Source organism: Peptostreptococcus russellii (assembly GCF_900110295.1).
Classification (GTDB): Bacteria; Bacillota; Clostridia; order Peptostreptococcales; family Peptostreptococcaceae; genus Peptostreptococcus; species Peptostreptococcus russellii_A.
Genome location: NZ_FODF01000002.1, coordinates 57,664 through 84,408, shown reverse-complemented (window position 1 = coordinate 84,408; position 26,745 = coordinate 57,664). Strand labels below are relative to the sequence as shown.

Genomic DNA, 26,745 nt, shown 5'->3' with positions numbered 1-26,745 from the left:
TAATAATACATTAATATACAAAAAGTTGCTTGATTACTTAATTAAGTCGAACTTTTCTGAAAAAAATCTAGTTAATCAATTAACATTATAAATATGTGTGGAGGTACATTATGGAAAATATTTATGATTTAATAATTATCGGTGGTGGGCCAGCTGGTTTATCAGCAGGTTTATACGGTGCAAGAGGAAAACTTAAAACTCTTATACTAGAAAAACAAAAAAATGGTGGCCAGATAGTAATAACTCATCAGGTAGATAATTATCCAGGATCAGTAGAAAATGCAAGTGGTCCTACACTAACAGCTAGAATGGTAGAACAAGCAAAAGCATTCGGTTGTGAAATAGAAAGAGGAGAAGTAGTTTCTTTTGATTTTGAAGGAGATATAAAGACAATTAAAACTGCTGATAAAGAATATAAGACTAAGGCAGTTATTGTAGCTACAGGAGCAAATCCAAGAAAAATGGGTTGCCCAGGAGAAGATGAATTAATTGGTAAGGGTGTATCTTACTGTGCAACATGCGATGCAGATTTCTTTGAAGATTTCGAAGTATTCGTAATCGGCGGTGGAGATAGTGCTATAGAAGAAGCACAGTACCTAACTAAGTTTGCCAGAAAGGTAACTATAGTTCATAGAAGACAGGGATTTAGATGTGCACCAATAGCTCTTGATAAGGCAAAAGAAAATCCAAAGATCGATTTCTTACTAGACACAGTAGTAGAAGAGGTTAAGGGCGATGGAATACTTGAATCAATAGTATTTAAGAACAAGATTACTGGTGAAATAACTGAATACTTTGCAGATGAAGAAGATGGAACTTTCGGATGCTTTGTATTTATAGGATATGTACCACAGACTGAACTATATAGAGATGTATTAGACTGTGATGAAGCAGGTTACTTCATAGCAACAGATGACACAACTACAAAGATACCTGGAGTATTTGTTGCAGGTGATTGTAGACAGAAAGTTGTTAGACAGGTTGTTACTGCAACAAGTGATGGTGCAACAGCAGCAGTTATGGCAGAAAGATATATAGCAGAAAAGTTCTAAGTTTAGATAAGTTTTATAATTTTAATATATAACTTTCAAGCTACACAAAGTAGCAGCAAAATAATAAATGGGGGGTAATAGAAATGTTAGAATTAACAAAAGCAAACTTTGAAGAAGAAGTACTACAGGGCGAAGGATATATATTCGTTGACTTCTGGAGTGAAGGATGTGAACCTTGTAAGGCATTAATGCCAGATGTGCATAAGCTAGCTGAACAGTATGGTGATAAGATTAAGTTCTGTTCAATGGATATAACAAAGGCAAGAAGACTTGCTATTAAGCAGAAGGTACTTGGTCTACCAACAATGACAATATATAAAGATGGCGAAAAGGTTGAAGAAATAACTAAGGATGATGCTAATATAGCAAACATCGAAGCCATGATAAAGAAGTTTTACTAAAAACTAAATAGTTTATCCACTTACAGTTAAATAAGTATTGCATCTACTTATTTAATTCATCAACAATTGACGTCAGACAAGGGTTGTTTTCAATCCTTGACTGTGTCAAGATAAATTATTTATTTTTATATTAATCAAGTGTATTATACAAAATTATTTTTTATAGGAGGTAACCCTATGCGTCTTGAAATAGGCAAAATCTTCATTAAAGACATACAGTTTTCTGATGTTACGAAGATAGATAAAGGTGTTTTATATGTAAACAAAGAAGAAATGATCAATGCAATATGGGAAGATGAACATCTTGCAACAGTTGATCTAGACATTGCTAGACCTGGTGAAAGTGTAAGAATAACACCAGTAAAGGATGTAATTGAACCAAGAGTAAAAGTAGAAGGTAACGGTGGAATATTCCCAGGAGTACTTTCAAAAGTTGAAACTGTTGGTGAAGGAAGAACTCACGTACTAAAGGGAATGGCAGTTGTAACAACTGGTAAAATAGTTGGTTTCCAGGAAGGTATCATAGACATGCAGGGTCTTGGAGCAGAATACACTCCATTCTCAAAGACAGTGAACCTAGTAGTAATAGCTGAACCTAAGGAAGGTGTTAAGCAGCACGATCATGAAAAGGCTGTTAGATTCTTAGGATTTAAGGCTGCAAGATATCTTGGAGAATTAGCAAGAGATCTTGAACCTGAAGAAGTTCAGGCTTTTGAAACTAAGCCTTTATTAGAACAGATAGCAGAATATCCTGAATTACCAAAGGTAGGATATGTATACATGCTACAGACTCAGGGCTTACTACATGATACATATGTATATGGTGTAGATGCTAAGCAGATAGTTCCAACTATATTATATCCTACAGAAATTATGGATGGTGCTATAGTTTCAGGAAACTGTGTTTCTGCTTGTGATAAGAACCCAACATATGTACATCTAAACAACGGTGTAATAGAAGAATTATATGCTCAGCATGGAAAGAGCATCAACTTCTTAGGTGTAATAATTACAAACGAAAATGTTTATCTAGCTGATAAGGAAAGATCTTCTAACTGGTCATCTAAGCTTTGTAAATACCTAGGACTAGACGCAGCAATTGTTTCACAGGAAGGATTCGGTAATCCGGATACTGACTTAATAATGAACTGCAAAAAGATAGAAAACCAAGGAGTTAAAACTGTAATAGTTACAGATGAATACGCAGGTAGAGACGGAGCTTCTCAGTCACTAGCAGACGCAGATGCTAAGGCAGATGCAGTTGTTACTGGTGGAAATGCAAATCAGTATGTTGTTCTTCCAAAGATGGATAGAGTAATAGGACATGTTGAATATGTAAACATCATAGCTGGTGGTAATGAACATTCATTAAGAGAAGATGGTTCTATAGAATGTGAAATTCAGACTATAACTGGTGCAACAAATGAAACAGGATTTGGTTATTTATCTGCTAAGACATTCTAATTAGAAGACATATTTTACAAATCTTAACAATAAATAAAAGTTTCAGATTGGAAGGAATACACTAATCTGAAGATAATATAAAAGAGTATTCAATATAATATAAATGAAAAAGGAGATTATCGTTATGACAACTTTACAGAATAAAAAAGTTATAATAATCGGTGACAGAGACGGTATACCAGGTCCTGCTATCGAAGAATGTGTAAAAACAGTTGACGGCGCTGAAGTAGTGTTCTCATCTACTGAATGTTTCGTCTGAACAGCTGCTGGGGCTATGGACCTAGAAAACCAGAACAGAGTTAAGGAAGCTGCCGAAAAATTCGGAGCTGAAAATGTTGTGGTATTATTAGGTGCCGCTGAAGCCGAAGCTGCAGGTCTTGCAGCTGAAACAGTTACAGCAGGAGATCCAACTTTTGCTGGACCACTAGCAGGTGTAGAATTAGGATTAAGCGTATTCCACGCTGTTGAAGAACCAATGAAGGAACAGTTCGATGAAGATGTTTATGAAGAACAGATCGGAATGATGGAAATGGTTTTAGATTGTGATGAAATAGCTGAAGAAATGTCAGAAATTAGAGAAGAATTCTGCAAATATTTATAGAATTCTATAGGAGGTAGAATAATGTCAAAGATTAGAGTAGTTCATTATGTAAACCAATTCTTTGCAGGAATAGGTGGAGAAGAAAAGGCCGATGTAGAACCAGCGGTTTTAAAAGAACTTCCTCCAGTTAGTGTGCAATTAGGCAAAAAATTAGGTGAAGAATTTGAAATAGTTGCTACAGTAGTTTGTGGTGATAGTTATTTCAATGAAAATATAGATGAAGCAAGTGAAGAAGTTTTAGCAATGATTAAGGAATTTGATCCACAGTTATTTATAGCTGGACCAGCATTTAATGCAGGTAGATACGGTGTTGCTTGTGGTACAATTACTAGCGTTGTTAAGAATGAATTAAATATACCTTGTTTAACAGGTATGTACGTTGAAAACCCAGGTGCAGATATGTATAAGAAAGATTTATACATAGTTGAAACAGCAAATTCTGCAGCTGGTATGAGAAAAGCTCTTCCAAAGATAGCTAAGTTAGGTGCTAAATTAGCTAAGGGCGAAGAAATAGGTTCTCCAGCAGAAGAAGGATACATCGAAAAGGGTGTAAGAGTAAACTACTTCGCTGAAGAAAGAGGTTCAAAGAGAGCTGTTGATATGCTTATAAAGAAGATAAATGGTGAAGAATTCGTAACAGAATATCCAATGCCAAACTTCGATAGAGTAGATCCAAATCCAGCAGTTAAGGACCTATCAAAGTGTAAGATCGCGCTTTGTACATCAGGTGGTATAGTTCCAAAAGGTAACCCTGATAGAATAGAATCATCAAATGCTACTAAGTATGGTGAATATGATATCACTGGTGTAATGGACCTTACTGAAGAAGGTTGGGAAACAGCTCATGGTGGATATGACCCATCATATGCTAATGAAGATTCAGACAGAGTTCTTCCAGTAGATGTATTAAGAGATCTTGAAAAGGAAGGCGTAATAGGAGAATTACACAACAAGTTCTACACAACTGTTGGTAATGGTACTGCTGTTGCATCTGCAAAGGCATTCGCTGCTGGATATGCACAGAAGTTAATAGCTGATGGAGTAGATGCAGTTATTATGACTTCTACGTGAGGTACTTGTACTCGTTGCGGTGCAACGATGGTAAAGGAAATAGAAAGAGCTGGTCTACCAGTAGTACATATGTGTACAGTTGTTCCTATTTCATTAACAGTTGGTGCTAACAGAATAGTTCCAACAATAGCTATACCTCACCCTCTTGGAAACCCTGCTTTAGATCATGATGAAGAAAAGGCTCTAAGAAGAAAGTTAGTTGAAAAAGCCCTAAAGGCATTAAATACTGAAGTTGACGGACAGACTGTATTTGAAGACTAATAAAAGATTATAGCTGTTAATACTATTGGTACACCTACTTTGTCTAGGTGTACCAATATTAATATTAATATAAATTTAATTTGGAGGTAATATTATGTCATTCCCAGTATTCAGAGGAGCAGGATATGTTTTAGTACATACTCCTGATATGATAATAAAGAATGGTACTACTTGTACTGTTGAACAAGAAATAAACCCAGATTCAGAATTCCTTAAAGAAGTAGGAGATAGAATTAGAAGCTATGAAGAAGTAGTTAACTACATACCTAATCAGGTATATATTGGTAATGAAAGACCAGAAGCTCTTGCTGACAAGAAGCTTCCATGGTGTGAAATAGAATATAAGGGTGAAAGAAAAGGTAAATTCGGTCAGATAGTTCCTCAGGATGAGTTTCTTGCTTTAATGCAGATTTGTGATGCTTTTGAACTAGTAAAACTTTCAGAAGAATTTGTAAACGGCATAAGAGAAAGAATAGAAGAAAACTATAAAGAATTAGAACCATTTTTCCATCTGCTAAAAGGAGAAGACATATCTGGTGCTGAAGAATTGATAGAAAATCATGTAGTACAGGGGCTTTATCATGATCATAAATTAGTAGGTTATGTTAAGAGAGCTCATGATGTGGATGTTAATTTAAGTGCACATACTATGTTTGAAAACCTTGTTGTTAAGGCATCTGGTGTAATTTCTGCTTTAGAATTACTAAGAAGCTCTAAAATAGCAAAGGAAGAAATAGATTATGTAATTGAGTGTTCTGAAGAAGCTTGTGGTGACATGAACCAGAGAGGTGGAGGAAACTTTGCCAAGTCTATTGCTGAAATGGCTGGTCTTGTAAATGCAAGTGGTTCTGATACAAGAGGTTTCTGTGCTGGACCATCTCATGCATTAATAAGTGCTGCTGCTTTAGTAAAAGCTGGAGTTCATAAAAATGTAATGGTAGTAGCAGGTGGTGCTTCTGCTAAGCTTGGAATGAACGCAAAGGATCATGTTAAAAAGGGTCTACCAGTTCTTGAAGACGTAGTAGGAGGATTTGCTGTACTTATTTCTGAAAATGATGGAGTTCATCCAATAATAAGAACTGATCTTGTTGGTAAGCATACAGTTGGTACTGGTTCAGCTCCACAGGCAGTTATGACTTCATTAATTACTCAGGGATTAGATAGAGCAGGACTTAAGATACCTGATGTAGATGTTTATTCTGTTGAAATGCAGAATCCAGACATCACTAAGCCAGCTGGTGCAGGTAATGTTCCAGAAGCAAACTACAAGATGATAGGTGCTCTTGCTGCTAAGAGAGGCGAAATAGACAAGAAGGAATTAAAGAGCTTTATAGCTGGTCATGGTCTTCCAGGATGGGCTCCTACTCAGGGACATATTCCATCAGGAGTTCCTTATATAGGATTCTTAATTGACGACTTAACAAGTGGTGATAGAAATAGAGCTATGATAGTTGGTAAGGGTAGCTTATTCCTAGGTAGAATGACTAACTTATTCGATGGTATATCTTTCATAGTAGAAAGAAACCCAGGTGCAGTAGAAGAAGAATCTTCAATATCTAAGGATGAAATAAGAAAGATAATCGCAGAATCAATGAGAAAAATTGCCCTAGACATGATAGAAGAATAGGGGGTGTAGATATGTCTAACAAATTAATATCTGATGCGTTACTAGAACTTGCAGAGGCAATGGAAACTGGTAACTTTGGAAAGAAAATTAGAGTAGGTTTAACTACACTTGGAAGCGAACATGGATCTGAAAATCTAATAGAAGGTGCTAGATTAGCTAATAGTGGAATGTTTGAAATAGTTCTTATTGGAAAGGGCGACGACGACTTCAAGTCTTATGAAGTAGACACTGAAGACGAAATGTACAGTAAGATGGAAGAACTATTAGATGCCAAGGAAATAGATGCCTGCGTAACAATGCATTATAACTTCCCAATAGGTGTTTCAACAGTAGGAAGAGTAGTTGCTCCTGGAAAGGGTCGTGAAATGTTCCTAGCAACTACTACAGGTACTTCAGCTACTGATAGAGTTGAGGCAATGGTAAGAAATGCAATTTCTGGTATAGCTACTGCTAAGGCGTGCGGAAGAAAGAAGCCAACTGTAGGTATATTAAATCTTGACGGTGCAAGACAGGTAGAAAAGATTCTTATAAACTTAAAAGATAATGGATATGAATTTGAGTTTGCAGAATCTATGAGAGCTGATGGTGGAGCTGTAATGAGAGGTAACGATTTATTAATAGGTGTTCCAGATGTTATGGTTACTGATACTTTAACAGGAAATCTTTTAATGAAAGTATTCTCTTCATTTAATACAGGAGGAGACTTTGAAGCTCAGGGTTACGGATATGGACCAGGTATAGGAGAAGACTACGATAGAAGAGTTCTGATCCTATCTAGAGCAAGTGGAAGTCCAGTAGTTGCTAATGCCCTAAAATATGCATATGACATAGTAAAGGGAGAAGTTAATGAAGTAGCTAGAAATGAATTCAAGAGTGCTATAAAGGCAGGACTTGATAAGGAAATAGAAGCTATAAAGGCTAAAAAAGCTCCTAAGGAAGCTGTAGAAGAAGTTATAGCTCCACCTAAGGAAGTAGTTACTGAGGCAATAGCAGGTATAGATATATTAGACCTTGAAGATGCTGTACAGGTTCTATGGAAAGAATCTATATACGCAGAAAGTGGAATGGGCTGTACAGGTCCAGTAATACTAATATCTGAAGCAAACTTTGCTAAGGCTGAAGAAATATTAAAAAACAATGATTTTGTAAAATAATCATAAATATTTTTCCAAATAGTCTGTGGGAGGACTTTTGTCCTCTAGCAGGCTATTTTTTTAACGAAAAAAATTAGAAAGTAAAATTAACTGAGTATTTTTTGAGTATTTTTTTAGAAAATATTAGTGAAAAAGTGAACAATGTTTTGTAAAAAATATATAAATAATTATTAATTTAATTAAGATATTAATATAAAAAATGAGAAAATACAAATTTTAAATAAGAAATACATCTTCATTTTTGAAATAAAAGAAAATAAAATCGTAAAAAGAGTTTATTAGTTAATGTATGGGTATATAGAAAATATAGGCCTGTCAAAAAATCAATAATTAAAAATATTTATATCTTAGATGAATTAAGAATGAGGTAAAAATAAAAAAATCGTAAAAATTTCAATATCGTATAATATTAGAGTTTTAAATGAAAGGATATTTATAAATTAAAAAAGCTTTTAAAGGAGGTAGATTGTGAGAGTAGTTCTTGTAATAATCGGATTTATTTCGCTTTTGCTTGGAATGATTGGTATATTTCTTCCAGTACTTCCAACAGTGCCTTTTCTTTTATTATCATCGTGGTGCTTTGCAAAAGGTTCGGATAAGTTTTATAAGTGGTTTATTTCAACAAAAATATATAAAAAGCATTTGGAAAGTTTTGAAAAGGAAAAATCTATGACACTTGAAACAAAAATTAAGATTCTTTCTATAACCACAGTGATGCTATTATTTGTTATATATAAATATAATATATTGGCTATGAGATTGACTATAATTGCACTTATTTTAGTAAAATATTATTACTTTATAGCAGTTATCAAAACAAAGGATAGTAAAAAGAGCGAGTACATTTCTGAGGATGTATCTTAAAGAATGCAAAAGGCATATTTAAAAGGAAAAAAGTCTAAAAATAAAATTAAAAAGCTTGGAATAAATGAAGATAATAAAAAGGTCCCTTTAAAGGGACCTTTTTATTATTAGTTATACAAATAGGTTTTAGTAAGTTGCTTACTTAAGAAAAAAAGAGTTAATCTGAGAGGTTGAACTAGAATAAAGACTTTCTTAAGTCATCCAAGGAAGTGTATTTATCTTCTTCAAGCTCTAAGATATCTATCTTAATATTATTTTCTTTAAGCAGCTTTACAACTTCCTCCATAAATACTCCTGGTCCTTTTACCATTTTAATATCTGACAAACATTGAGATAAATTAGGATTAGAAGAAAATTCTCCAAAACATTTTTTGCTACTGCATGTTAGACTGTTTCCACAACTTGGACTACCTTCAATAGAAACTATACCTTCTATTGAAAAACCATTGTTTACATAGTCTTTAATCTGAAGAATATAGGGCTTAAGTAATTCCCTACATTGTTCTCTATAAAAAGGTGTATCAAACTGTTCTCTAACATGACCCCATCTTCTCTGACCATATATGATGTTTTCAGGACAGGGTAGCTGTATAATAGCATAGCCTTCATTTAAAAGATCTATCGCTAACTTGTGGAATGGAGTTTTTTCTTGAAAACTTTCCACCTTTGAGTAGGAGTTAAGTATACAATGTGAAAGTACTATTAGTTTTTTGTTCATCTATGCAACCTCCTAATGAGATTTTAGCATTAAAAAGCACTATTTAAAAGATATATAGGTATAAACTATTCAATCAAATATATCTATAGAAATAAAGTATTTAAAGAATTAATATAATTATGATAATCTATAGTTATATTAATATTTTGGAGGTTTTTATGAATTCTAGTACTAGAAAAATAACTTTTAGTGCCATCTGTATTGTAGTAAATATCGTTTTTGGAACATTTGTGAGTATGTTAAATATACCTTTCTTATTTCTAGATACAGTAGGTACAATTTTGGGCTCAGTAATATTAGGACCTTTCTGGGGGATGCTGATAGGTGGAGGAACCAACTTAGTTCTTGGTGTAACTACATCGCCAACAAATATACCATTTGCCCTTGTAAATATGGCAGTAGGACTAATAGTAGGTTATGTAGCAAAGAAAAAGAAATTTGGTTATAAGGAAGCAATAATAACAGGTATAATATTAGCAGTTGTATGTCCATTAATAGGAACTCCTATAGCAGTTCTTATGTTTGGTGGTCTAAGTGGAAGTGGAGCGGACATTTTAGTTGGTATGCTTATTCAGTCAGGTCAGGAAATATTTACAGCAGCGTTTATACCTAGAATTTTGAGCAATTTGGTAGACAAGCCGGTGTCTTGTATTATGGTTGTTCTATTTATTTCAAAAATGCCGAAATCTTTTTTAGCACAATTTAAAAGAAAATAATAAAAGTAATAGATTGAATTTAAAATAGCACTTTTTTATTAAAATAATATCTTAAATAAATTCTAAAAAAATAATGTGAAAAATAGTTAATAGAAAATATAAATAAAAGAAAAAACACATCGTTAAGTTTTAATAACAGAGAGTAACTGCTATTTTTTATTTAATGATGTGTTTTTTTTATATTTTTTTGAAAAAAATTGAAAAATATAGTTGACAATAAAATTAATACATGATATAACAATATTAGAAAGTTTTTAGCACTCCTAATCAATGAGTGATAACAACAGTAAGGTTCAGGTTTGAAAGAAGGTGATGCTATGGATCTTACAGATAGACAATTAAATATACTTAAGGCCATAGTTAAGGACTATGTTGAAACTGCTGAAGCAGTTGGATCAAGAACCATATCGAAGAAATACAATCTCGGCATTTCAGCAGCAACTATAAGAAATGAAATGGCAGATCTTGAAGAAATGGGCTACTTGATACAGCCACATACTTCAGCGGGAAGAATACCGACACAGAAAGGCTATGAGCTATATGTTGATTCACTTATGAGTGATCATGAATTAGAAGATCATGAAAAGGAGATACTTCAGAGATGTATAAGAAATGATTTTGAAAAGGCAGATGATTTCATTTCGGAGTTGTCCAGGATATTATCCAGCATGACAAACTATACAACAATAGCTGTTTATGATAGAGGCGTTGAGTCCCATAGGATAAAATACATTCAGTTAGTTAGTCTATCAGCTGATAAAATACTTTTAATAGTAGTATCGGAAGAAGGCGAAATAAAGAGTAGAGAGTTCGAAACAACAATTGAACTTCCACAAGCAAAGCTCAATGTAATATCTTCTCATCTTTCAAGCAAACTTGAGGGGATGAAGATAGGGGATTTAGATGAGGATATGATTTCTTATATAAAATTTGAAATCGGTGAGTACTCTGAAATAGTAGATGACCTTGTGTATTTATTGAATAATGTAGTAGATGGTGATGAATACAAGATGTCAATGACAGGTGCTACCAATATATTCAATTACCCAGAATTTAATGATATGGTAAAAGCAAGATCTTTCTTGAATATGTTGGAAGAAAAAGAAAGCATAGCAAAAATGATTGGTGCAAAAGGTATACAAAAGGATAATCTTAATATAGTAATAGGTAATGATGGAGATGAATTAAGTACTGATTTAAGTATTGTTACAGCAACATATAATGTTTCTGATAATCTTCATGGTAAGATTAGTTTCATAGGGCCCACAAGGATGGATTATTCTAAAGTATATTCAATATTAAATTATATGAGTCTGCTTCTTAACAATAAATAACGAGCAGCTTGAAAAGGGGTGTATGTTTTGGATAAGGAAAAAATGGAAAAGATGGAAAATATAGATGAAAAGGAAGTGAAGAATTGTTCTCAGGAAGAAACTGATACAGAAGAAACAGTAGAAGAGGTGGTAGAGGGCAATGATGAAAATATAGATTGTGAACCTGCCTTTAAGATAAAGAGTCTTGAAGGTAAGTTGAAAGAGCAAGAAGAAGCATATATGAGAATAAATGCTGAGTATGCAAATTATAGAAGAAGAACAGCAGAAGAAAAGAGCACAATTGGATTATATGCTAATGAAAAGGTGATGACTAGCCTTATTCCTGTAATAGATAATATGGAAAGGGCTCTTGATTCTTTTGAAGACAAGGAAAATCCTCTATATACAGGAGTGGAAATGGTCTACAAACAAATGATGGATGCACTTTCTGATGCAGGAATGAAAGAGATACCAGCAGAAATAGGAAGTGACTTTGATCACAATATGCATATGGCAGTAATGCAGGAGCCTAGTGAAGAATATGAAGAAGGAAAAATTACAATGGTAATGCAAAAGGGATATTCTTTAGGCGATAAAATTCTTAGAGCAACAATGGTAAGAGTTTCCTGCTAAGATTAAAATATAGAATTAAAATTAAAATGGAAAAAAATAAACTAAAATATTGGAGGTAGATATTATGTCAAAGGTAATAGGTATAGATTTAGGTACAACAAACTCATGTGTAGCAGTATTAGAAGGTGGAGAACCTGTAATAATACCAAATAACGAAGGTATGAGAACAACTCCTTCAGTAGTAGCTTTTACTAAGGACGGAGAAAGATTAGTAGGTGAACCTGCAAAGAGACAGGCAGTAACTAATGCAGATAGAACAATAACATCAATAAAGACTCATATGGGTACTGATTATAAAGTAAATATAGATGGTAAGGATTATACTCCTCAGGAAATATCAGCAATAATCCTACAGAAGTTAAAGGCAGATGCGGAAAGTTATCTAGGAGAAAAGGTAACAGAAGCTGTAATAACAGTACCTGCTTATTTCACAGATGCTCAGAGACAGGCAACAAAGGACGCTGGTAAGATAGCAGGACTAGATGTTAAGAGAATAATAAATGAACCAACAGCTGCATCACTTGCTTACGGTATGGATAAGCTAGATCAGGAAAAGAAGATATTAGTATTTGACCTGGGTGGAGGTACATTTGACGTATCTATACTAGAAATAGGAGATGGAACATTTGAAGTTCTTGCAACAGCTGGTAACAATAGACTAGGTGGAGACGATTTCGACAATATACTAGTAGATTATTTAGCAGAAGAATTTGAAAAGGCAGAAGGCGTTGACCTAAGAAAGGACAAGATGTCACTTCAGAGATTAAGAGAAGCTGCTGAAAAGGCTAAGAAGGAACTTTCTTCAACAATGTCAACAAATATCAACCTTCCATTCATAACTGCAACTGCAGAAGGTCCAAAGCACTTAAATATGGATTTAACAAGAGCTAAGTTCAATGAATTAACAGCTGGACTGGTAGCTAAGACTATGGAACCAACTAAGCAGGCTTTAGCAGATGCTAACCTTTCTAAGAGTGATATAGATGATGTATTACTAGTAGGTGGTTCTACAAGAATACCAGCAGTACAAGATGCAGTTAAGGACTTTATAGGAAAGGATCCTCATAAGGGAATAAACCCAGATGAATGTGTTGCAGCAGGTGCTTCAATACAGGCAGGTGTATTAACAGGTGAGGTAAATGATATATTACTTCTAGACGTTACTCCATTATCACTAGGTATTGAAACATTAGGTAATGTATTTACTAAGATTATAGAAAGAAATACAACAATACCTACAAAGAAGTCTCAGGTATTCTCAACAGCAGCAGATAACCAGACAGCAGTTGATATACATGTACTTCAGGGTGAAAGAGCAATGGCTTATGACAATACTACTTTAGGTAGATTCCAGTTAACTAATATACCACCAGCAAAGAGAGGGGTACCTCAGATAGAAGTAACTTTCGATATAGATGCAAATGGTATAGTTAACGTTACTGCTAAGGATTTAGGAACAGGTAAGGAACAGAAGATAACAATAACTTCTAACACAAATATGTCAGAAGAAGAAATAGAAAAGAAGGTAAAGGAAGCTGAAGCAAATGCAGAAGCTGACAAGAAGAAGAAGGAAAGAATTGAAGCTGTAAACCATGCAGAATCAGTTGCATATCAGACTGAACAGACTCTTGAAGAATTAGGAGACAAGGTTCCAGCAAATGAAAAATCTGATATAGAAGCTGCTATAGCGAAGGTAAGAGAAGTTAAGGATAAGGAAGATTCTTCAGCAGAAGAAATAAAGGCTGCAGTAGATGAACTTATGAACAAGTTCCAGAAGATTTCTCAGGAAATGTATTCACAGGCTCAGGCAGCTCAGCAGGCAGGAGCAGAAGGTGCTCAGTCTGAAGGACCAAAGGATGACAATGTTGTAGATGCTGACTTTACAGAAGTAGACGACAAGTAATAAGAAAAATAGTATAGACATTCAAATAGCTTTAGAATATAATTTAAAGAGTGTTGATACAAAACAATAGCTTGTGGTATTAACCACAAGCTATTGTTAATTAAAAAGAAAGCAGGTGTTTATTTTGGGTGCAAATAAAGATTATTATGATATCTTAGGTGTATCAAAAACTGCTGACGATAGAGAAATTAAAAAGGCTTACAGAAAGTTAGCGATGAAGTATCATCCAGACAAGAACCCAGACGATAAAGAAGCTGAAGAAAAATTTAAAGAAATTAATGAAGCATATGAGGTTCTTTCTGATGAAGAAAAGAGAAACATTTATGACCAGTATGGTGCAGATGCTGTAAATGGTCAAGGTGGTTTCGGAGGCGCTGGCGGCTTTGGAGGCGCAGGTGGCTTTGAAGATATCTTTGGTGATATATTCGGTGATATATTTGGAGGCGGCGGAGGCTCAGGCTTCGGCGGTTTCGGTGGATTTGGATCTTCTACTAGAAGAGGACCTAGACCAGGTGCCGATATAAAGCAGTCTGTAACAATTGATTTCAAGGATGCAGCATTTGGTAAGAAAATAGATATAAAAGTAAATAGAAGTGAAGAATGTGAAAACTGCCACGGAACTGGATGCAAACCAGGAACAAGCAAAAAGACTTGTTCACAGTGTGGTGGATCAGGTGTAATAAGAGAAGTAAAGCAGACTCCATTTGGAAATATGGCATCTCAGAGATCTTGTCCTAACTGTAACGGTACAGGAGAAGAAATTGAGAGTCCATGTGGCAAGTGTGGAGGAAGTGGATCAGTAAGAAAGACTAAAACTGTAGAAGTTGATATTCCAGCCGGTATAGATGATGGACAGGTAATAAGACTTTCAGGACAGGGTGAATTTGGAGATCCTGGAGCTCCAAGAGGAGACCTATATATTGTAGTTAATGTAAAGCCAGATAAGATTTTCCAGAGAGATGGATATGATGTATATGTAGATATGCCTATAACATTTGTTCAGGCAGCTCTTGGAGATGATATACAGGTTCCAACAATAGATGGTGATGTCAAATATTCAATCCCTGCAGGAACTCAAACAGGAACTGTATTTAGACTTAGAGGTAAAGGTGTCCAGAGAATGAACTCAAGTTCAAGAGGAGACCAGTATGTTAAGGTAAATGTAGAAGTTCCTAAGAAGCTTTCAGAAAAGCAGAAGGAGCTATTAAGAGAGTTTGCAGGTGAGAGCGGACAAAAAGTTAAAGAAAATAAGAAATCTTTCGGACAGAAGGTGGAGGATTTTTTCAACAAATAAGGAATTTTGTAAAAAAATATATTAAACGTAAGAAATGAGACAGCGTAAATATATGGCACAGTATCTAGCTAAAAATATATTTTAAATACAAGTCAAGATATAATCAAAAGAAGAGTTATCTTTTGATTATATAAAGCTGTGCCTTACAGATTCCGTAGAGCATTAGTGCGATTTCAATTATAGATATTGAAGTCGCATTTTTTTCGTAAAAATGATATAATAGTAAGGATATAAAAAAGTAAAATAGTTATTTATTACTAGAAAAGAAAAATAAAAATTAGCTTTTAGATATATTAAATAGCAAAGCAGGAGGTTCTTATGAGCGATTTATGGACGGAAGTAACAATTGAAACTACTACAGAGGCTGTAGAAGCAGTAACAAATATTTTATTTGAGAATGGTGCACAAGGTGCTATGATAGAAGATCCAAAGGATTTAAATCCAGAAAAAATAAATGATTATGATTGGGATTATGTAGATGAAAATATGCTTAAAAAATCAGAAGATGATGTAGTAAAAATTAAGACATACATATCAGATGAAAAGAATGTTAAGGAATTTATTAAGGCAGTAACAGAAGAAGTGAAGAATCTTACAGAATTTGGATTAGATATTGGTAACGGTAAAGTATATACAGACTCAGTAAGAGAGGATGACTGGGCTAATAATTGGAAGCAATATTATAAACCTACTAGAATAGGTGATAATATAGTGATCAAGCCTGAATGGGAAGAATACGAGGCAAATGATAGTGACCTTGTAATAGAAATGAATCCAGGTATGGCATTTGGAACAGGTAATCATGAAACTACGAGTATGTGTGTTGCAAACTTAGAAAAATATGTGAAAAAAGATTCAACAGTATTTGATATAGGATGTGGAAGTGGCATACTTGGAATAGTAGCCTCAAAACTAGGTGCCAAAAATGTTTTAGGAATAGATATAGATGAAGTGGCAGTTAAGGTTGCTAATGAAAATGTAGTTAAAAATGGTGTCGATAATGTAATGAAGGCAGTAAAGGGAAATTTAGCTGACGATATAGATAAATCTATAAAGCCAGATATAGTAGTTGCAAATATAATGGCAGATATTGTGATTTTACTTTCTAAGGATGTAAGAGACTTTTTGCCAAAAGATGGAATCTTTATATCTTCAGGAATTATACTTGCCAAGATAGATGAAGTAACAGAAGCTCTTAAAGAAAATGGATTTGAAGTAGTAGAAGTTCAGAAAAAGGGTGAATGGGCTTGTATATTAGCCAGATAGGAAGGTTATAATGGATAGATTTTTTGTTGAAGCAGATAATATAGATCTTGATAATAAGAAACTGAAAATATTAGGGGAAGACGTAAAGCATATAACTAAGGTTTTGAGATATTCTAGTGGCGATAAAATAGAAGTTTGCGACGGAAATAATAAGGAATATATTTGTGAAATAGTCGATTTTGATAAAGAGTCAGTAGAGCTCAATATATTAGAAAGTGTGGATATTCTAAGAGAAAGTAAAGTTAAGGTTAGATTATACCAAGGTTTGCCTAAAAGCACAAAAATGGATATCATTCTTCAAAAATTAACAGAATGCGGAGTGTCAGAAATTATACTCGTAAATACAGAAAGAACAGTTGTCAATCTAAAAGATAAAAAGGCTGATAAAAAACTAGAAAGATGGGAAAGAATAATTTATGAGGCAGCGAAACAATCTAAAAGAGGAATAGTTCCAAAACTTAGTGGTATAATGACTTTTAAAGAAGCAATTGAGGATATGAAATCAAATGACATTAATATGTCGCCATACGAGGAAGAAAGATCTCTTGGAATAAAAGAGTTTTTATCTTCAGATGAAGTAAAAAGCATAGCAGAGAAAAAAGATGAGCTAAGAGTAGGAATTTTTATAGGACCAGAAGGTGGTTTTACTGAAAAAGAAAATTCTATAATAAAGGGCAATAATATATCTTCAGTAACAATGGGACCTAGAATTTTTAGAACAGAGACGGCATCAATAGCATCAACTGTAATAACTATGTATGAACTAGGAGATATAGGCAATAGCTTTTAAATAAAAGGTTGTAGTTGACAATTTAATGGAAAATTACAATTAAATAGTAATAGTGTATATATTAATTAAAAATATAGTTGGTCAAAAATATAGATAAATTAAGTTAGATAATAGGCTAAACATTATAAGGGTATAAGGTTTAGGGAAAAGTTAAGACAGGAGGAGTTTAGTTTGAAGAAAGTGGCATTTTATACATTGGGATGCAAGGTAAATCAATATGAAACAGAAGCCATGCTGGAAATGTTTGAAAAAAAAGGCTACGAAGGCGTAGATAGCGAAGAATATGCAGATGTGTATGTAATTAATACATGTACTGTTACACATATGTCTGATAGAAAATCAAGACAATATATAAGAAGAGTAAAAAATAAAAATCCAAATGCAATAATAGCAGTTGTAGGCTGTTATTCACAGGTTTCACCAGAAGAAATATTAGAAATAGATGATGTAAATCTTGTAATGGGTACAAATGATAGAAGAACAATAGTTGAGAAAGTAGAGTCAATAGATTGTAATACTAAATTGAGCACAGTAGATGACATAATGAAGGTAAAGGAATTTGAAGAAATAGAAATATCTCAAACAAATGGTAAAACTAGAGCCTTTATAAAAGTGCAAGATGGTTGTGATAGATTCTGCACATATTGTATTATTCCATATGCAAGGGGCAGGATACGTTCTAGAGATTTAAATAGTATTATAGATGAAGTTTCTAATCTTGCAAACATGGGATATAAGGAAGTAGTTCTTACAGGTATACATGTTGCATCTTATGGAAAGGATTTAAAAGATGGTTCTAGTCTTTTAACTATTATAAAGGCAGTGGCTCAAATAGATGGTATAGAGAGAATTAGACTAAGTTCTGTTGAGCCAGTTTTATTTACCGAAGAATTTGTAGACGAAATAAAAAAGATAGACAAATTAGTTCCCCATTATCATCTATCTCTTCAAAGTGGATGCGATGCAACTCTTAAGAGAATGAATAGAAGATATACTGCAGAAGAATATAAAGAGATAGTAGATATATTAAGAAAGAATATAGAAAATGTTGCTATTACAACAGATGTAATAGTTGGCTTCCCAGGGGAAACAAATGAAGAATTTTCAGAGACTCTTGAATTTTTAAAGGAAATAAAGTTAATGCATACTCATGTATTTAAGTATTCTCCAAGAAAGGGTACACCTGCAGCTTCTATGGAAAATCAGGTAGATCCTCAGATGAAAAATCTAAGAAGTTCTACATTGTTGGCTCTTTCTACAAAGAATTTTAAAGAATTTGCCAAGGACTACATTGGAAAGACAATGAGAGTTCTTTTTGAAGAAAAAAATAATGAAGGATACTATGAAGGTTTAACAGATAACTATATGAGAATAAAGGTCAAGTCAGATACGGATATAAGGGATAAGTTTGTAGATACAGTAATCAAGGAAGTAAAAGATGATTTTTGTATAGGAGAAGTAGTATAATTAAGAAAATACATATTCGGGAGGATACTATGATAGTAACAACAACGGTTAGTGTAGAAGGAAAAGAAATAGAATCTTATAAAGGAATAGTTTTTGGAGAAGTTGTAACAGGAGTTAATTTTTTTAAGGATATTGGTGCAAGCTTCAGAGACTTCTTCGGAGGACGTAGTCAGGGCTATGAAGATGAGCTTATGAAGTCTAGAGAAGAGGCTATTGATGAAATGATAGCAAGAGCATCTTCAATGGGTGCAGATGCCATTGTAGGCGTTAAAATGGACTATGAAGTTTTAGGTGCAGAAAATAGCATGTTAATGGTTACTTGTTCAGGAACTGCAGTTACTTTAAAGTAAGAGCTTAAATGTTTTTTAAAGATTAAGAGTTTTTTAGTAAGAACAAGTATAATTACAATTGTTAATATTTGGTAAAAAAACAAAATAGTGTTATAATATAAGTAAATAGATGACTAGGAGATGAGAACAATGGATTGTATATTTTGTAAACTAGCAAATGGTGAAATAGCAACAGATATGGTGTATGAAGATGAAAATGTAGCGGCTTTTAGAGATATGAACCCTGTAACACCAGTTCATATACTAGTAGTTCCTAAAAAGCATTATGAAAGTCTTGAAGCTATACCTTTTGAAGAAATGGATATAGTATCTGATATACACAAGGCTATTAGAAAAATAGCAAAGCAAGAAGGCTTTGCAGAAGACGGATATAGAGTAATTAATAATTGTGGTGAACACGGTGGACAGGAAGTTCTACATATTCACTATCACTTGTTGGCGGGGAAGCCCCTAACAAAGCTGGTAACAGATTAGTTAGAGTTTTTAAAAACATTGTTAATTCAATAAAAATTAAAATAAAAACGACCTGATGGCAGTTAAAGAAAAAATATGATAGTTATTAAAAAATATTATATAAAACACTTGATAAATTTAAAAAATTAGATTATAATATTATGGTGTTAAACTAAGAGTTTAGCTCTTGTTTAATAAATCGCTAAGTTGTAGGGAGGTGAAACAGATGTCAGAAGTAAGAGTAAGAGAAAATGAATCATTAGATAGCGCGCTTAGAAGATTTAAGCGTCAGTGTGCTATGTCTGGCATAATGTCAGAAGTTAGAAAAAGAGAACACTATGACAAGCCTAGTGTTAAGCGTAAGAAAAAGGCAGAAGCTGCTAGAAGAAAAAACGCAAAAAGATAGTAATTAAGAAGAGGTGAAGGGGATGTCCCTTAAAGAAAAACTACAAGAAGATCTAAAGTCTTCTATGAAAAACAAAGATACAGTCAGAAAGTCTGTAATTACATTAATCAGAGCCGCTATAAAGCAGTATGAGGTGGATAACCGTCAAGAGCTTGGTGATGAAGGTGTTATAGACATAATATCTAAACAGCTAAAGCAAAGAAAAGACTCTTTAGTTGAATTTGAAAAAGCTGGTAGAGAAGATCTGATTGAAGAAACAAAATCTGAAATACAAGTTTTGGAAGAATACCTACCTCAACAATTAAGCGAAGATGAATTAGAGCAAATTGTAATCCAGACCATAGCTGAAGTAGGAGCTACTTCTATGAAGGATATGGGAAAGATTATGTCTACTATCAAGCCAAAGACAGCAGGTCGTGCTGATGGCAGAAAAATTAATGAACTTGTGAAAAAGAATTTGTAATTAGTTGGACCCTTATATCATTTGGTATAAGGGTTTTTTGTTATTTTAAATAAGCAATAAAATAAGATATTATTTAAAGTAAAAAGACAGTCATTCTGAAATTTCAGTTGACTGTCTTTGCTTATATATTTCTTCAATTATCTTGTCATTCCTATAAAAACGCCTATAAAATAAGGTATAAGCCATATGCACCATACCACTATACTAAATTTGTGGAAGATTTGACGGGAGTGCTGATTGTTTTTAATAAGTATAACTGTAGCCCATATAGCATGAAAAGCCATAAGTAAAAGAGCAATAAGCCCAGTAACACCATGAATATTCATTTCAAAGCCTGTTCCAGCAATCTTACTCATAATAGTTGTACCAGCTGTATCACATACAAATCCACACCAGAAAATCACAACATGCCATGGAAGCAATGTTCCTTTTTTCTTTTCCGCGAATACACCAATAGTATAAAATATCAATGCAGATGTTATAAACAGAATGGCAAAAATTAACAATTTAGACATCGTATACCTCCTTTTAAATTTATTGTAGATATAGTATTACTTAGAATACTTAAAAACACACATCTAAGATATAACTTTTACATGATATAGTCAATAGAAAATAGATAATAAGGAAATATAGTTAATAAAAATATAAAGAAAGTTGAGATTATCTAATATAAAAGTTAAAGGAAAACATTCGCCTAGCAATAGTTTACAAAAATATTACAACAAAATTCTATTCTGTGATATAATTGTAATTGTTAAATTATTTAGAAGAGGTGATAAGTGTTGAAAAATTTGACTTCTAGGCTACCTCTACCAGTTACCGTTTTAGCTCTTGGTTGGGTTATACTAGGTAATATATTAAAGGATATTATTCCACTATTAAGTGATATATGCATGATAATATCAATGATGCTTTTGATTATAACAATATTAAAGATTGTTTTAAGTCCGAGGGGATTCTATAAAGGAATAAAGTCTCCGGCAGGTTTATCGATGTTTTCAAGTTTTAGTATGTCACTTATGCTTATATCAGTATGGATGAAAGGCTTTCTTGGAAAAGCAAATATATATATATGGATTATAGGTGTTATACTTCATACAGTTATATTAATTGTATTTACGATTAAATATGTGCTTAATTTCAAGATTAAGTATGTATTTTCAAGCTGGTTTCTAGTCTATTCTGGAATAGGTATAGCAGCTATAACATGTAATGATTTTGGAATGATTGTTTTTGGTAGATCGGTACTAAAGTTTACAGTATTCGTTTCTCTGTTAATACTGCCATTTGTATTGGCAAGATTGAAAATTATGGGGAGTACTCAGGCAGCCAAGCCGATTTTCTCTCTAATATGTGTGCCTTTAGGAATAATTGTTCCTGCCATGGTAAGTATTAATGAACCAGCATCTTCAAAAGTTATGTGGGCTATGTTCATAGCTATTCAGATTTTATTATTAGTAGTTATTATAGATATGCTTATCCATTTATTTATGGGATTTTATCCAAGTTGGTCATGCTATACAGTAGCAATAGTAATATCTGTTTACTCATCTATGTATTTTAATAAGTACCTAGCTATGGTTAAGATGAGAAATTATTTTGTAGAATCCTTACTTTATTTTGAATATGTCTTGGCATTTGTTGTTTGTTCGATAGTGTTATTAGCATATTTCATTAATACTCTTGAAGATCCAGAGGTACATAAGAAGAAGTTACATGATAAGGCAATAAATGAGAAAAGAATTAGAGAAAAGAAAATAAAGGAAAAAATGTTAGCAGTTAGAAATAAAAAATACGGTTCTAAAAAGGATAGTATGTTAGAGAAATCCAATTTAACTAAGGTTAAAACAGATTTTGGGCAAACGAAAACTTTATTTGAAGATGACGATATAGATGAAATATCTGATTTGTTAGATTAAACTCCCTTAATAAGGGGGTTTTATTTTTTATGAAATATGTGTATATTTAAATAGATAAATTATTCTATTAAAGTTATTCTGTGAATATAAAGTGGTTACTATATTAAAGTGATATCAAATCTACTTTATATAAGGTATTCTTTGAAAACAATAAAAAAAATAACTATAAGTGAAATGAAGTTAAAGGTATAAAACACTCATAGTATAGTTTCATTTTAACATAAAAAAAGAAAAATTTAAAGACTATTAATAATATTGAAAAAGTATTATAGTATATGTAAGAATAAAAGTATCACAAATTATACTGATACTGAAGGGAGAGGTTTTTATGAAGATCGTAATATCTGGAAAAAAAATAAAGCTTACAGATGGTATCACAGGATACATCGATAAGAAATTCGGCAGATTGGAAAAGCTCCTAGATCCAGACGCAGAGTTAAGAGTTACAGTTAGTGCAAATAAGAAGACTAAACAGAAAGTAGAGGTAACACTGGACAATATCAACGGTCATGTAGTAAGAGCTGAAGAAGTTCAAGAAGATTTATACTCAGCAATAGACTTAGTTTGTGACAAGTTAAATAGACAGATAGTTAAGTATAAGAATAAATTTAAGACAAGAAAAACAGGAAATGAAACTATAAGATTTGATAAATTTGAAGAACTTCTAAGTGAAGAGGTTGAAGCAGTGCCTGAAGAAGATGGTCTGGTATTTGAAAGAAAGAAGAGATTTAACCTTAAACCAATGAGTCCAGAGGAAGCTGTTTTACAGATGAATCTTTTAGGACATGATTTCTTCTTATTTAAAGATCAAGATACATTTGAAGTTTCTTTGGTATATAGAAGAGGCGATGGTGGCTACGGTTTAATTGAGCAGGAATAATTTATGTTGAAACCTTAGAGGGTTTACATATATAGAGATGCTGTAGGGATACAGTACTTTCGGAGGAGGCAGTACATTTTGTGTACTGTCTCTTTTTATTTAGCAATCTAGTGCAAGTGTAAAATTTTCATGATATAATAAAATAGGATATATGTATTAACAAATAAATAGTTATTGTTTAATATACAGAAAAATAAAAGGATAAAAAATTTATTATTTTAATATAAGGCGGGAGATATTTTTAAAGAAATAAGCATAGATTTAATTGATAGGGAGCTTTTTCTTAAAAAGTTAGTCTTTTATTATTAAGGTATAAATTTCATAAATAAAAATAAGGAGTGAATAAGTTGATAATACAAAAACAATTTCAAATTTATGAAGCAGAATTTGAAAGGGAATTATTTGGTAATTTTGATGAGAATGTAAAACTAATAGAAAAACATTTAAAAATAGATATTCTTTTAAGAGAGGGTAAAATTGTTCTTATAGGTGAGGAAAAAAATGTAGACCTTGCAATGAAGCTTATGAATGAGCTTCATTCAATGGTAAAATCTGGTAAAAAATTAGATAGACAGTCTATAACATACTCTCTTGACCTTTTATTTGATGGCAATGAAGAAAAAATGAAAGAGTTGGAATCAACAATTGCTATAACAAAGAAAGGTAATCCTGTTCAACCGAAGACTTTAGGACAAAAGGAATATGTAAATCTAATTGAAAATAACGATATTACCTTTGGAATAGGTCCAGCAGGTACAGGGAAAACCTATCTTGCAGTTGCTATGGCGGCAAAGGCATTTAGAAATGATGAGGTATCTAGAATAGTTCTTACTAGACCAGCAGTTGAAGCAGGGGAGTCTTTAGGATTTCTTCCTGGGGATATGAAGGACAAGGTAGATCCATATTTAAGACCTCTTTATGATGCCTTATTTGAAATGTTCGGTGCAGACAAATTTAATAAACTTCTTGAAAGAGGTACTATAGAGGTGGCTCCACTTGCATTTATGAGAGGTAGAACTTTGGATAATGCTTTTATCATTCTTGATGAAGCACAAAATACTACATCTGAACAAATGAAGATGTTTTTGACAAGACTAGGTTTTGGTTCAAAAGCTGTAGTAACTGGAGATATTACTCAGATAGACCTTCCTATCAATAGAAAAAGTGGTCTTATACAGGCTACAAAAATACTTTCTGGTGTAAAGGGAATAGGTTATAAGGAACTTACAGAAAAAGACGTAGTTAGACATGAGCTTGTGCAAAGAATAATAAAAGCATATGCAAAATATGAAAAACAAGAAGAATATAAATCAAGTAAAAATAAAAGAACAGAAAATGAAAAACGTAGAAGAAAATAAAAATTAGAAGAGTTAAAAGTATATATACTAATTAAAGAGCATTTTTATATAAAAAGGATTTTAAAGATATTGAATATGTTTTTTAATAAATGAAAGAGGTGTTTTGGATGGAAATAATTTTTGATGACAGGCAAGAATTTAAAAAACTAGAAGAAGGAATAATGGATAATATAGAGTCTGTAATAAAAGAATGTCTTGACTATGAAGGCTATTCAGATGACTATGAGGTAAGCTTATCTTTTGTAACGAACAATGAGATAAAAAAGCTCAACAATAACTTCAGAGGGATAGACAAGGTTACAGATGTACTATCTTTTCCTATGATGACAGAAGATGATTTTGATATAGAATATGAGGAAGAATCACTAGGAGATATAGTTATATCAATAGAAAGGGCAAGTGAACAGGCAGATGAATATGGGCATAGTCTAGAAAGAGAAATCTGTTTCTTAGTATGTCACAGTATGTTTCATCTTCTTGGATATGATCATATGGAAGAGGACGAAGCAAAAGATATGCATGCTAGAGAAGAAGCTGTTCTTGGCAAACTTTCAATTACGAGGGATAAATAAATGGCTAAAAGAGCTGACAGAAAAAAGAAAAAAAAGAAAAAACAGAGTTTTGTTAAATCTGTAAATGCCGCAATAGAGGGGGTAATGTATACCTTCAAAAGTGAAAGAAATATGAAAGTGCACTATCTTGCTTCGTTCATAGTGCTTATTGCCAGTCTTTTTTTTAATTTTTCAAAGATAGAATTCGTTCTTCTTTTGGGTGCTATTACTCTTGTTGTAATTTCTGAGATGTTTAACACAGCAATTGAAAAGACAGTAGACCTTGCTACAAGCGAGATACATCCACTGGCAAAGATAGCTAAGGACGTTGCAGCAGGAGCGGTCTTAGTGGCGTCGCTATATGCTATTGTAGTTGCATATATACTATTTTACAATAAGCTTACAGCCCTTACAGGAAATTTGGTATATAGGATTAGAGAGTCAGAACTACATATTACATTAATATGTATAGTAATAGTTTTAATAGCTGTAGTTGTAGTTAAGGCAGTAACTTTTACTGGGACACCTTTGCGTGGTGGAATGCCGAGTGGACATGCTGCACTTGCCTTTGCACTTGCAACATCTATAACACTGATGACAGAAAGAGTCGAGGCATCTTCCCTTGCCTATTTAATGGCATTTTTAGTTGCACAAAGTAGAATTGAAGGTAAGATACATACTTTCTGGGAGGCGATGGCTGGTGCTATACTGGGAACTCTTATAGCAATTGTAATATTCCAGCTAGGACTATTTTATTAATAAATAGCGCTATTTTATAATATTGCAAAATGTGGTATAATATACTACGGTTAAATTTAGATATAATTTAAAGTAAGGAGAAAAATATGTCATATAAATCAGGATTCGTGAGCATAATAGGAAGACCTAATGTTGGTAAATCTACGCTTATGAACAACATAGTGGGAGAAAAGATCGCGATAATGAGCGACAAACCACAAACTACAAGAAATACAATACAGGCAGTATATACTGATGAAGAAGCACAGATAGTATTTCTTGATACACCGGGTATTCACAAACCTAAGAATAAACTCGGAGAAATGATGGTTAAATCTGCAGAAGATGCATTTAGAAATGTTGATTGTATAATTTTTGTTGTAGATGATTCCAAAAAAATAGGTAAAGGTGACTCTATGATAATAGAGGAATTAAGAAAAACAAAAACGCCAGTTTTTCTTGTAATAAATAAGATTGACAAACTGGAAAATAAGGAAGAACTTTTTGAATTGATTCAGATGTATGATGAACAAGGGGTATTTGAAGAAATTATACCGACTTCAGCATTAAAAGGATCAAATATTGATGAACTTGTTTCTGTAATAAAGAGCAAGCTATCAGAAGGACCTAAGTATTTCCCAGACAATATGATTACAGATCAGCCTGAAAGAATACTTGTTTCAGAGCTTATAAGAGAAAAAATCTTATTGTATACAAATGATGAAGTACCTCATGGTGTAGCAGTAAGCATTGAAAAGATGAAAAAAAGAAAAGATAGAGATATGATAGATATCTCAGCTGTTATATACTGTGAAAGAGATTCACATAAGGGTATAATAATAGGAAAAGGTGGAAGAAAACTTAAAGGTGTTGGAAAATCAGCTAGAGAAGAAATAGAATTTCTTTTAGGCTCTCAAGTTAACCTTCAGCTTTGGGTAAAGGTAAAAGAAAACTGGAGAAATTTACCTAATTATATAAATGATTTTGGATTAAATGAAAATAGAGATTAATTCCTAAAAGGGAAAATTT

At 32.9% G+C, this 26,745-nt stretch carries 28 protein-coding genes; 26 read left to right on the top strand and 2 right to left on the bottom strand.

Annotation, left to right across the window (positions count from 1 at the left end; genetic code table 11):
- The first annotated feature begins 110 nt into the window (after positions 1-110).
- The 8 genes from trxB to BMY82_RS01760 all read left to right on the top strand — a co-directional run bounded on the left by trxB (position 111) and on the right by BMY82_RS01760 (position 8,495).
- Positions 111-1,052 carry a thioredoxin-disulfide reductase gene (gene trxB / locus BMY82_RS01795; protein ID WP_091973962.1) on the top strand — a complete coding sequence of 314 codons (942 nt, stop codon included), beginning with the start codon at positions 111-113 and terminating at the stop codon, positions 1,050-1,052.
- A gap of 83 nt (positions 1,053-1,135) precedes the next feature.
- Positions 1,136-1,453 (top strand): thioredoxin TrxA, encoded by a 318-nt coding sequence (gene trxA, locus BMY82_RS01790; RefSeq protein ID WP_091973958.1) that lies wholly within the window; start codon positions 1,136-1,138, stop codon positions 1,451-1,453.
- A 177-nt stretch (positions 1,454-1,630) separates the two neighbouring features.
- Positions 1,631-2,917, top strand: a complete 1,287-nt coding sequence (locus BMY82_RS01785; RefSeq protein WP_091973955.1) for a glycine/sarcosine/betaine reductase component B subunit — start codon at positions 1,631-1,633, stop codon at positions 2,915-2,917.
- Between the two features lie 124 nt (positions 2,918-3,041).
- Positions 3,042-3,518 (top strand): glycine/sarcosine/betaine reductase complex selenoprotein A, encoded by a 477-nt coding sequence (gene grdA / locus BMY82_RS01780; protein WP_091973952.1) that lies wholly within the window; start codon positions 3,042-3,044, stop codon positions 3,516-3,518.
- Positions 3,519-3,539: 21 nt separating this feature from the next.
- On the top strand, positions 3,540-4,850 hold the full coding sequence (gene grdB, locus BMY82_RS01775) for a glycine reductase complex selenoprotein B (protein ID WP_091973949.1): 1,311 nt from the start codon (positions 3,540-3,542) through the stop codon (positions 4,848-4,850).
- Between the two features lie 94 nt (positions 4,851-4,944).
- Entirely contained in the window at positions 4,945-6,477 is a 1,533-nt protein-coding gene (gene grdC, locus BMY82_RS01770) for a glycine/sarcosine/betaine reductase complex component C subunit beta (protein ID WP_091973946.1), read from the top strand.
- Positions 6,478-6,488: 11 nt separating this feature from the next.
- The gene (gene grdD / locus BMY82_RS01765) at positions 6,489-7,631 is read left to right on the top strand and encodes a glycine/sarcosine/betaine reductase complex component C subunit alpha (protein WP_091973942.1); all 1,143 of its coding nucleotides are present in this window, start codon (positions 6,489-6,491) and stop codon (positions 7,629-7,631) included.
- Positions 7,632-8,099: 468 nt separating this feature from the next.
- Positions 8,100-8,495 carry a YbaN family protein gene (locus tag BMY82_RS01760; protein WP_091973939.1) on the top strand — a complete coding sequence of 132 codons (396 nt, stop codon included), beginning with the start codon at positions 8,100-8,102 and terminating at the stop codon, positions 8,493-8,495.
- Positions 8,496-8,670: 175 nt separating this feature from the next.
- Here BMY82_RS01760 and BMY82_RS01755 read toward each other — a convergent pair whose 3' ends face one another.
- Positions 8,671-9,213 carry a CD3072 family TudS-related putative desulfidase gene (locus BMY82_RS01755; protein WP_091973936.1) on the bottom strand — a complete coding sequence of 181 codons (543 nt, stop codon included), beginning with the start codon at positions 9,211-9,213 and terminating at the stop codon, positions 8,671-8,673.
- Positions 9,214-9,371: 158 nt separating this feature from the next.
- Here BMY82_RS01755 and BMY82_RS01750 point away from each other — a divergent pair, with 158 nt between their 5' ends.
- From BMY82_RS01750 to BMY82_RS01695, 12 genes are all read left to right on the top strand, one after another.
- A complete protein-coding gene (locus tag BMY82_RS01750) occupies positions 9,372-9,929 on the top strand; it encodes a CD3073 family putative ECF transporter S component (RefSeq protein WP_091973933.1) in 558 nt (185 codons plus the stop codon).
- A gap of 317 nt (positions 9,930-10,246) precedes the next feature.
- Positions 10,247-11,263, top strand: a complete 1,017-nt coding sequence (hrcA, locus tag BMY82_RS01745) for a heat-inducible transcriptional repressor HrcA (protein WP_091973930.1) — start codon at positions 10,247-10,249, stop codon at positions 11,261-11,263.
- 18 nt (positions 11,264-11,281) lie between these two features.
- Positions 11,282-11,875, top strand: coding sequence for a nucleotide exchange factor GrpE (gene grpE / locus BMY82_RS01740; protein WP_420358839.1), 594 nt, complete (start codon positions 11,282-11,284; stop codon positions 11,873-11,875).
- Between the two features lie 64 nt (positions 11,876-11,939).
- On the top strand, positions 11,940-13,778 hold the full coding sequence (gene dnaK, locus BMY82_RS01735; protein WP_091973927.1) for a molecular chaperone DnaK: 1,839 nt from the start codon (positions 11,940-11,942) through the stop codon (positions 13,776-13,778).
- Positions 13,779-13,902: 124 nt separating this feature from the next.
- Positions 13,903-15,072, top strand: a complete 1,170-nt coding sequence (dnaJ, locus tag BMY82_RS01730) for a molecular chaperone DnaJ (protein WP_091973924.1) — start codon at positions 13,903-13,905, stop codon at positions 15,070-15,072.
- A gap of 318 nt (positions 15,073-15,390) precedes the next feature.
- Positions 15,391-16,338, top strand: a complete 948-nt coding sequence (gene prmA / locus BMY82_RS01725; protein WP_091973921.1) for a 50S ribosomal protein L11 methyltransferase — start codon at positions 15,391-15,393, stop codon at positions 16,336-16,338.
- Positions 16,339-16,348: 10 nt separating this feature from the next.
- A complete protein-coding gene (locus tag BMY82_RS01720; RefSeq protein WP_091973916.1) occupies positions 16,349-17,128 on the top strand; it encodes an RsmE family RNA methyltransferase in 780 nt (259 codons plus the stop codon).
- Between the two features lie 171 nt (positions 17,129-17,299).
- A complete protein-coding gene (mtaB, locus tag BMY82_RS01715) occupies positions 17,300-18,595 on the top strand; it encodes a tRNA (N(6)-L-threonylcarbamoyladenosine(37)-C(2))-methylthiotransferase MtaB (protein ID WP_091973913.1) in 1,296 nt (431 codons plus the stop codon).
- Between the two features lie 29 nt (positions 18,596-18,624).
- Positions 18,625-18,945 (top strand): putative heavy metal-binding protein, encoded by a 321-nt coding sequence (locus tag BMY82_RS01710; protein ID WP_091973910.1) that lies wholly within the window; start codon positions 18,625-18,627, stop codon positions 18,943-18,945.
- A 129-nt stretch (positions 18,946-19,074) separates the two neighbouring features.
- Positions 19,075-19,419: a histidine triad nucleotide-binding protein gene (locus tag BMY82_RS01705; protein ID WP_091973907.1), complete on the top strand. Its 345-nt coding sequence runs from the start codon at positions 19,075-19,077 to the stop codon at positions 19,417-19,419.
- A 205-nt stretch (positions 19,420-19,624) separates the two neighbouring features.
- Positions 19,625-19,804, top strand: coding sequence for a 30S ribosomal protein S21 (rpsU, locus tag BMY82_RS01700; RefSeq protein WP_002844447.1), 180 nt, complete (start codon positions 19,625-19,627; stop codon positions 19,802-19,804).
- Positions 19,805-19,826: 22 nt separating this feature from the next.
- Complete coding sequence (locus BMY82_RS01695) at positions 19,827-20,267, top strand: GatB/YqeY domain-containing protein (protein WP_091973904.1); 441 nt, start codon at positions 19,827-19,829, stop codon at positions 20,265-20,267.
- A 137-nt stretch (positions 20,268-20,404) separates the two neighbouring features.
- Here the strand turns inward: BMY82_RS01695 and BMY82_RS01690 are convergent, their stop codons facing one another.
- Positions 20,405-20,782: an HsmA family protein gene (locus tag BMY82_RS01690; RefSeq protein ID WP_091973901.1), complete on the bottom strand. Its 378-nt coding sequence runs from the start codon at positions 20,780-20,782 to the stop codon at positions 20,405-20,407.
- 267 nt (positions 20,783-21,049) lie between these two features.
- On the opposite strand from BMY82_RS01690, the gene BMY82_RS01685 reads away from it, so the two are divergent.
- The 6 genes from BMY82_RS01685 (at position 21,050) to era (ending at position 26,726) form a co-directional block, all read left to right on the top strand.
- Positions 21,050-22,189, top strand: coding sequence for a TDT family transporter (locus tag BMY82_RS01685; RefSeq protein WP_091973898.1), 1,140 nt, complete (start codon positions 21,050-21,052; stop codon positions 22,187-22,189).
- A gap of 328 nt (positions 22,190-22,517) precedes the next feature.
- A complete protein-coding gene (hpf, locus tag BMY82_RS01680; protein ID WP_091973896.1) occupies positions 22,518-23,069 on the top strand; it encodes a ribosome hibernation-promoting factor, HPF/YfiA family in 552 nt (183 codons plus the stop codon).
- A gap of 347 nt (positions 23,070-23,416) precedes the next feature.
- Positions 23,417-24,427: a PhoH family protein gene (locus tag BMY82_RS01675; protein ID WP_091973891.1), complete on the top strand. Its 1,011-nt coding sequence runs from the start codon at positions 23,417-23,419 to the stop codon at positions 24,425-24,427.
- Positions 24,428-24,534: 107 nt separating this feature from the next.
- Positions 24,535-24,999 carry an rRNA maturation RNase YbeY gene (gene ybeY / locus BMY82_RS01670; protein ID WP_091973888.1) on the top strand — a complete coding sequence of 155 codons (465 nt, stop codon included), beginning with the start codon at positions 24,535-24,537 and terminating at the stop codon, positions 24,997-24,999.
- Positions 25,000-25,737: a diacylglycerol kinase gene (locus tag BMY82_RS01665; RefSeq protein ID WP_091973885.1), complete on the top strand. Its 738-nt coding sequence runs from the start codon at positions 25,000-25,002 to the stop codon at positions 25,735-25,737.
- Between the two features lie 86 nt (positions 25,738-25,823).
- Positions 25,824-26,726, top strand: coding sequence for a GTPase Era (gene era / locus BMY82_RS01660; protein ID WP_091973882.1), 903 nt, complete (start codon positions 25,824-25,826; stop codon positions 26,724-26,726).
- The last annotated feature ends 19 nt before the right edge of the window (positions 26,727-26,745 follow it).